Raw genomic sequence first — 584 nt, 5'->3', positions numbered from 1 at the left:
GTTGGATTTATTGTAACGGTTACCGCTTCGATATCCGAACAGGTTCCTACAGTACTCATAATATAGTAAGTACCACTTGTTGCTACTGCATTTGGACTTGCTAATGGTGCAGTTGCCGCTGCATCGGTCCAATAACTTAATGTACCGCTACCTGTACTGCCCGCCGTCACTGCTGCTGCCGTCAAATCAATCGTTGATGGTGCACAAACGGCTGCTGGATTGGTAATTACCAATACCGGACTTGGACTTACTGTAACCGTTACCGGTTCAATATCCGTACACGAACCCACTGTACTCATAATATAATATGTACCACTTGTAGCTACTGCATTAGGACTTGCCAATGGCGAAGTTGCCGCAGCATCTGTCCAATAACTCAATGTACCTCCACCGGTGCTTCCAGTTGTAACCGCTGCCGCTGTCAAATCAACGGTTGCAGGAACACAAACTGCTGCCGGATTAGTAATCACTAACGATGGCGTTGGATTTATTGTAACGGTTACCGCTTCGATATCCGAACAGGTTCCTACAGTACTCATAATATAGTAAGTACCACTTGTTGCTACTGCATTTGGACTTGCTAA

Annotated in this window: 1 pseudogene; it reads right to left on the bottom strand. The window is 45.5% G+C overall.

Features of this window, described 5'->3' with window-relative positions:
• Nucleotides 1-584, bottom strand: a pseudogene (locus tag ACS8MM_RS15970) (hypothetical protein); the annotation flags it as partial.

The organism is Flavobacterium sp. MAHUQ-57, assembly GCF_051908335.1.
In the GTDB taxonomy this organism is placed as follows: Bacteria; Bacteroidota; Bacteroidia; order Flavobacteriales; family Flavobacteriaceae; genus Flavobacterium.
This window is presented reverse-complemented; position numbering and strand designations above follow the sequence as displayed.